The organism is Rubrivirga litoralis (assembly GCF_031846415.1).
Taxonomy (GTDB): Bacteria; Bacteroidota; Rhodothermia; order Rhodothermales; family Rubricoccaceae; genus Rubrivirga; species Rubrivirga litoralis.
In genome coordinates this window covers 1-6,669 of record NZ_JAVRHT010000065.1, presented here as the reverse complement: position 1 = coordinate 6,669, position 6,669 = coordinate 1, and the positions used below count along the sequence as shown (strand labels likewise).

The 6,669-nt window shown below is 71.6% G+C and carries 5 protein-coding genes and 1 tRNA gene; 1 reads left to right on the top strand and 5 read right to left on the bottom strand.

Going from position 1 to position 6,669, the window contains the following annotated elements:
- Positions 1–34 precede the first annotated feature (34 nt).
- The gene (locus tag RM540_RS15930) at positions 35–1,966 is read right to left on the bottom strand and encodes an ABC-F family ATP-binding cassette domain-containing protein (protein ID WP_311665949.1); all 1,932 of its coding nucleotides are present in this window, start codon (positions 1,964–1,966) and stop codon (positions 35–37) included.
- Between the two features lie 282 nt (positions 1,967–2,248).
- On the opposite strand from RM540_RS15930, the gene RM540_RS15925 reads away from it, so the two are divergent.
- Positions 2,249–2,323 (top strand) — tRNA-Thr (locus tag RM540_RS15925).
- A 268-nt stretch (positions 2,324–2,591) separates the two neighbouring features.
- Here the strand turns inward: RM540_RS15925 and RM540_RS15920 are convergent.
- The 4 genes from RM540_RS15920 to RM540_RS15905 all read right to left on the bottom strand — a co-directional run bounded on the left by RM540_RS15920 (position 2,592) and on the right by RM540_RS15905 (position 6,567).
- Complete coding sequence (locus RM540_RS15920) at positions 2,592–3,392, bottom strand: FkbM family methyltransferase (protein ID WP_311665947.1); 801 nt, start codon at positions 3,390–3,392, stop codon at positions 2,592–2,594.
- 238 nt (positions 3,393–3,630) lie between these two features.
- On the bottom strand, positions 3,631–4,761 hold the full coding sequence (locus RM540_RS15915; protein ID WP_311665945.1) for a lysylphosphatidylglycerol synthase transmembrane domain-containing protein: 1,131 nt from the start codon (positions 4,759–4,761) through the stop codon (positions 3,631–3,633).
- Positions 4,758–5,966 carry a glycosyltransferase gene (locus RM540_RS15910; protein WP_311665943.1) on the bottom strand — a complete coding sequence of 403 codons (1,209 nt, stop codon included), beginning with the start codon at positions 5,964–5,966 and terminating at the stop codon, positions 4,758–4,760. Before RM540_RS15910 ends, RM540_RS15915 begins: the two co-directional genes overlap by 4 nt.
- Positions 5,967–6,162: 196 nt before the next feature.
- Positions 6,163–6,567 carry a GlcG/HbpS family heme-binding protein gene (locus RM540_RS15905; RefSeq protein ID WP_311665941.1) on the bottom strand — a complete coding sequence of 135 codons (405 nt, stop codon included), beginning with the start codon at positions 6,565–6,567 and terminating at the stop codon, positions 6,163–6,165.
- Positions 6,568–6,669 lie beyond the last annotated feature (102 nt).

Below are 6,669 nucleotides of genomic sequence, written 5' to 3'. Positions count from 1 at the left end.
TCCGCCTTCCGCCTTCCGCCTTCCGCCTTCCGCCTTACTCCGCCCGCTCGGCGAGCTCGGCCCAGCGATCGACGTCGGCCTCTAGCTGGGCGACGAGCGCCGCGAGCTCGGCGGAGAGCGACACGACCGCCTCGGCGTCCGTCGCGCGCTCGGCGAGCGCCGCCTCCAGCTCCGGCTGCCGCGCCTCGGCCTCGGCGATGCGCGCCTCGACCGTCTCCAGCTCCCGCTTTTCCTTGTACGACAGCTTGGCCGCCCCACCCGCCTGCGGTCCGCCCGCCGCCCCGCCCGTCCCGTTCTGCGCGGGCGGGGCGGGGGCCGACACCGCGGGGGCGGGGCGGGACTTCGCCGCGCGCTCGGCCTCGGCCGCCTCGCGGGCCTGGATCTCCAGCCACGCGCTGTAGCCGCCGGGGATCTCGCGGACCGCCCCGCCCTCGCCGATGCGGAACAGGTGAGCGGCCGTCCGGTCGAGGAAGTAGCGGTCGTGCGAGACCGTGATGAGCGCGCCGGCGAACGTGTCGAGGTAGTCCTCCAGGGCCACGAGCGTCGGGATGTCGAGGTCGTTCGTGGGCTCGTCGAGCAGGAGCACGTTGGGCGCCCCCATGAGCACGCGGAGCAGGTAGAGCCGCCGCCGCTCGCCGCCGGAGAGGAGACCGATGGGCGTCCGCTGCTGCTTCGGGGGGAACAGGAACCGCTCCAGCATCTGGCTCGCCGTGATCACGCTCCCGTCGGCCGTGACCACGTTCTCGGCCACGTCCTCGATGTAGTCGAGGATGCGCTGGTCGTCGTCCAGCGCGCGGCTTTCCTGGTCGTAGTAGCCGATGGAGACGGTCGGCCCGATCTCGACGGTCCCGGCGTCCGGCGCGAGGCGGCCGGCGATCATCTCCAGCAGCGTGGTCTTGCCCGAGCCGTTGGCCCCGATGATCCCGATCCGGTCGCCGCGGGGGACGAGGTAGGTGAAGTCTCGGATGAGCGTCCGCCCATCAAACCCCTTCGTCACGCCGTGGAGCTCGACGACCTTTTTGCCCAGCCGCGTCGACGCCGAGGCGATCTCGATCTCGGCGTCGGGCGCGTCCGGCGCCGCGTCGAGGAGCGCGTGGGCGCGGTCGATGCGCGACTTCGACTTCGAGGTCCGCGCCTTGGCCCCGCGTCGCAGCCACGCCAGCTCGCGCTTGGCGAGGTTGGCGCGCTTCGCTTCCTCGGCGGCCTCAACCACTTCTTGCGCCGCCTTCTGCTCCAGGTAGTCCGAGTAGCTTCCGACGTAGCGCGTGACCGCTCCGCCCCCGACCTCGAGCATCCGGTTCGTGACGCGGTCGAGGAAGTAGCGGTCGTGCGTGACGAGGAGGAGCGCGCCGGTCCACGCCGAGAGGAAGCCCTCGAGCCAGCCGACGGTCTCGGCGTCGAGGTGGTTGGTCGGCTCGTCCAGGATGAGGAGGTCGGGCCGCTCGACGAGCACGCGCGCGAGGGCTACACGTTTGCGCTGGCCGCCGCTCAGCGTGCCCACGAGGGCGTCGGTGTCGGTGATGTCGAGGCGGTCGAGGACGGCCCGCGCCTGGGCCTCCAGGTCCCACCCGCCCACGGCGTCGAGGCGGGCGGCGAGGCGCGTCATCTCCGTCACGCGCTCGGCGTCGTCCGGGTGTTGTTCGAGGGCGTGGACGGCCGCCTCGTAGTCGCGCAACAGCTGCATCGACGGCCCCTCGCCGGCGAACACGGCGTCGAGCACGGTCTGGCCGTCGTCGAAGTCGGGCCGCTGCGGGAGGAACCCGACGCGCGCGCCGCTCGCCTGGAGCACGCGCCCGCCGTCGGGCCGTTCGACGCCGGCGGCCAGCCGCAGCAGCGTCGTCTTGCCCGACCCGTTGGCGCCGATCACGCCCACCTTCTCGTCGGCCTCGACGACGAACGAGACGTCGTCGAGGAGCGGCTTGGTGCCGTAGTCCTTGAGGACGCGGTCGAACGTGAGGAGGGCCATCGGGCGGGCGGCGGGGCGGCAACGGGCGGGGCGGCAAGATCGCTCGGCCGCCCCGCTCGGTCCTCCTCGCGGCCTCCACCCCGCCCACGACGCTGGCGCCCCGCGTGGTGCCGAGCGGGGGCGGGGTGGACTGGGCACCACCCCGCCCACATCCGTGAGGGCGGGGCGGGCATTCCCGCTATCCTCTGCCCCGGGCGGGGCGGTTCACCGGGATTTCGGCTGGGGGCGGGTTGGCGCGCTTGGGCCGGGTGCGTAGGTTTTGGGTCCGTCGCGAGGCGGCACGCCAACGTAGCTCAGGGGTAGAGCAGCTCACTCGTAATGAGCAGGTCGTCAGTTCAAATCTGACCGTTGGCTCCATGAAAACGCCCCGGACAGTCCGTTCGGGGCGTTTTGCCTCGTGCTTGTCGGCACAAGACTGCACTGCCCAACGCGAGTTTGTGGAACACGTGTAGAACGGCCTGCCGGCGTTCCACAGACCACCCGGTAGACAACTGAGGGTCTCCCGGTCTTCCAGAGAGGCCGTAGACTCGTTCGTCGTACGTTTCCAGGAAGTCGTAGGGGGTGATCGTCGGTTGGGGTGGCTGAACCCACGAGACTCGCTACGCTACCCTCGGGACTGGGGGCTCTACGCGCTGCGGCCGGCGGTCGCGGCCGGCGTCCTACGCGAGGCCAAGACGTCGTAGTGCCTCCCGCGCCCGTACGTGTGAAACTCATCGAGTCCGGCCCCTCGCAGCCGGTCTAAGACGGCCTCTGCATCGGTCCATCGCTCGTCTAGCTCGAAGAAGACGGCCATGAGCCGGTCGGCCTGAGCCGAGCCCGTTAGCTCGTGCAGGGCGACGGTCTCGTGGCCCTCCACGTCCACCTTCGCGAAGATGGGAAGGCCGGAGAAGAGAGAAGGGTCAAGGTCGTCCAGGCGAGTGAGCCGGACGGGCTCGGACCGTTCCCCGGACGCGTCCGCGAGGTGACCCCCAAGCGTCGCGACCCCACTGTGCGACGCGGACACGGTCATGGTGCCCGACCCGGTCCGGTCGGAGAGCGCGCACTGAACTGCCACCACTCGGTCTTCCAGGCGGTTGGCCGCGATGTTGGCGCACAGCGCCTGGTAGGTGGCTGCGACAGGCTCCAACGCGACCGCCCGGCGGCAATGTGGGTTGCGCGCGGCGAGGAGCGAGAACAAACCCTGGTTCGCCCCGACATCGAGAAAAACGAAGGGCCGGTCGATTGCCTCGATCAGGTCAGCGAGGTAGGGGCCGTAGGTCCCGTAGTAACAGTAGGCGAACGTCTTGTCGGACCACTCCGGCACCATCCGTACGCCGTAAGTGGTGCGGACCGGGCTGCGGTCACGCGCGCTCACGTTGTGGATCCGACGCATGACCCGGGCGCGGGCCACCCTGAGGTGGCGCAGCACCAAGAAGTCCAGGGCCATCCGCAACCGGGGGTGCTCCGGCCACCGCGGAGCCGGGTCAACATGCTCGGGCCTCTCAGGTGGGGTCTCAGTTGGCTCAGGCATCGGAGGTGGAAGCGGGGGGACCAGCAAAGCTACGCGCCGCCGACCGAGAGGAGCCTCCGTGGCCCCCAGCTCGTAGCCGACCAACAGCTCCGCCGGTCGTTGGATTCTTGGTCCGCCGAGTTCCTTCAGCGGCTCTCGGTGGACCGCCGGAGGTCTACTCAATCGGGCGGGGGCCATCCGGTCTGGCCGCTGGGGGTGTGGGTCCGACCGCGGGATTCGGGCTCGGGACGTCCAACCGCCCCGCTGTGGTGGAGAGGGCGCCTGGGCCTCGGGGGCGGGCGCCGCGGCTCAGGCCGAGAAACGCAACCGCGGCGACCACGAGCGGGGCGTAGAACAGGGTCAGCCGCCACGCCGCCGTCGCGAGCCCGAGCACCGAGATCGGTACGAACGGGCTGTAGAGAGCGGCAAAGACAGCCTCCGCGCCCCCGGCCGCACCCGGCGTGGGGACCGCGTTCATGGCCGTGAACGCGGTCCACTGGAGGAGCCACGAGAGAACAGGGTCGACCGGGACGCCGAGAAAGGCGAGCACGGCCGCCGCGACCGAGTATTTGGCCGTCCACTGAGCAGCCGCGAGGGCAACCCCGAGGGCGAGGCGCCCTTTCCCCCGACGGGCCACGAGACGGGCCACGAGTTGGGCGTCTACGAACGGCCGCCGGAGTCGGCCCCGCCACCGGGCAGCGAGGCGGCGCGGGGTGCGCCCGAGCGCCCCGCGCGCCGCGCCCCACGCGGCGAGCCCAAGGGCCACCAAGGCGGCGACGGCGACGGCGAGGAGCGGGGCGAGGCCCGCGCCCGCGCGGCTGAGCGTGTCCCGCAAGACGGGCACATCGGCCGCCGCCGTCACAACGACGGCGGCCGGGACGGCGACGGCCATGAACGCCGCGTTCTCGACGGTCTCGACGACGAGGAGCGACCCGACTCGGCCGGCCGGCACACCGTGCCGAGCCAGGAGCGCCCACTTCAGCGTCGCCCCGCCCGACCCGGTCGGCGTGACGGCGGACCCGAGGAGCCCCCCGAGAACGACCCGGAGCGCGGTCCGGAACCGGAGCGGGTAGCCAACGAACGAGGTCCAGAGCTGGAGCCGGAGCGCGTTGGCCGTCCACGGAACGACGGCGAGGGCACCCGCAAGCGCGAGCGGGGCGAGCGGGAGCCCGGCTACGGCGTCGAGCACCGCCCGTTCGGTCGTCAGCAGCGTGAGCGCGACGTTGCCAACCACGCCCAGCGGGACGAGGACGGCGGCGGCGCGGGCGATCGTCCCGAAACGGTCCGCGGGGGACGTGCCCCTCACCGGCTCGCCTGGGGCGCGTCGGCCGGCGCGCCCACCCGTCGGTCGGTCAGGACCCTGTCGTAGAGGGCCAGGAGCCGCTGGAACGTCTCGTCCCACGAGAAGCGAGCCGCGACGTAGGCCCGGGCGCGGCGGCGGATTCCGGATCCATCGGCGAGCACGGCCTCGACGCCCGCCGCGAGCGCGGCCGGGTCCCCGGCGGGGGAGAGGTGGCCCAGCCCCGGCGGGACGCGGTCGGGCATGGCCCCCGAGCGGACCCCGACGACGGGGAGCCCCGACGCTTGGGCCTCGACGACCGAGATCCCGAACGTCTCGTGCGGCATGGCCGAGACGTAGACGTCGGCCGAGGCGAGGATCCGGGCATAGCGGTCGCGGTCGGCGACAAATCCGAGCACATGGACGCGGGGATCCCGGGCGGTGGCGGCCTCGATCTCCGCCCGTTGCGGGCCGTCCCCGGCCAGGGCGAGGTGGGCACCGAGCGCAGGGGGGAGCTGGCGGAAGGCATCCAGCACCTCGAGCGGGCGTTTCTCGGCGTCGAGCCGGCCGGCGTAAACGAGGAGCGGGGAGCCGGCTCCGACACCGAGCGCGGCCCTCAACTGGGGGTCACGCCAGCGCGGGTGGAACCGCTCAAGGTCGACCCCGAGCGGGAGGAGCTCGCTGTCGACCCCGAGCTCCGCCAGCTTCTCCCGGGGCGTCGGCGAGAGCGTGTAGACGGCGTCGAACCGGGCGTAGAGTCTGGCCACGTAGCGGTACCCGAGCGCCGCCGCGTGCCGCCCCGCCCACTCTCCAAGGACACCGCCGACGAGCGGCTCGACGTAGGCCGAGGGGAAATCGGTCCGATAGCCCCCGACGACGGCGCAGGACGGGTCCACCTCGCGCTGATGGCGGAGGGCGGCCCACGGGAGGTTATACGCGCACAGGCACTCGACGGCGTCAGGGCGCTCGGCCCCTAGGAGCTCGCGGACACGGCCGTTGCGGAGGAGGAGCCGGTACGCCGACGATCCAGGTACCGGCGGCGACTGGACGAAATGGGTTACATGACGGCCCTCATGCTCGACGGCGTCCTCGGGTCCAGGCACGATGAGGACGTGGCCGACATCGGTGTTGGCGTCGAGCCACGCGCGCTTGGCGTGGACGTAGGTGCGGATGCCCCCGCCGGTGGCGGCGTACGACTGGGTGAGATCGCAGAGAGTAAGAGGGACTGCCACTACAGGGGTGCTGCTCGGGGGACTACGGTAGGGGCGGCTTCCAAGCTTACCCCGCCTCGGCGGCTGCTCTACACTCCTGTGATCGGGACGAGCCTGAATGAACGGTAGCTACACAGTCTAGACCACGCCAAACGATGAGATCTCGCAACAACATCCGCTGTCATACCCGACCTCTGCGTGGCGCCACCGCCTACGATTAGGAGAGAGCCTCCGCACCGGCCTGCGCGACGGCGTGGTCGTTGCCGACCGTGCTCCCGGAGACGCCGACGGCGCCGATGATCTGTCCGTCGCCGTCCTCCAGGGGGATTCCGCCGGGGAACGAGACGAGCCCACCGTTCGAGTGCTCGATCGAGTAGAGCGAGCCGCCGGGCTGCGACATCTCCCCCAGTTCACCCGTTGGCATGTCGAAATAGCGGGCGGTCTTAGCCTTGGTGATCGCGATGTCGACGGATCCGAGCCACGCGCCATCCATGCGGCGGAAGGCAAGTAGGTTAGCCCCGGCGTCGACGACCGCGATGTTCTGCTTGATGCCCATAGCCTCGGCCTTCTCCTGGGCCGCGTCGAGAACGGCCGTGGCCTGGGCGGTGGTGACGGTAGTCATGGGAGTGGGGGGCACGTCAGAGGGCACAGCGGTTAGGAACGGCGACAGCATACGGCACCGCCCCGCCCAGAGCACGCGCGCCGGCCGCTCCGTGTCGGCCTA

Excerpts from the sequence above, each read along its gene's own strand:
- RM540_RS15930 (WP_311665949.1), bottom strand. The coding sequence starts at position 1,966 with ATGGCCCTCCTCACGTTCGACCGCGTCCTCAAGGACTACGGCACCAAG.
- RM540_RS15920 (WP_311665947.1), bottom strand. The coding sequence starts at position 3,392 with ATGGCCCTGGACTTCTTGGTGCTGCGCCACCTCAGGGTGGCCCGCGCC.
- RM540_RS15905 (WP_311665941.1), bottom strand. The coding sequence starts at position 6,567 with ATGACTACCGTCACCACCGCCCAGGCCACGGCCGTTCTCGACGCGGCC.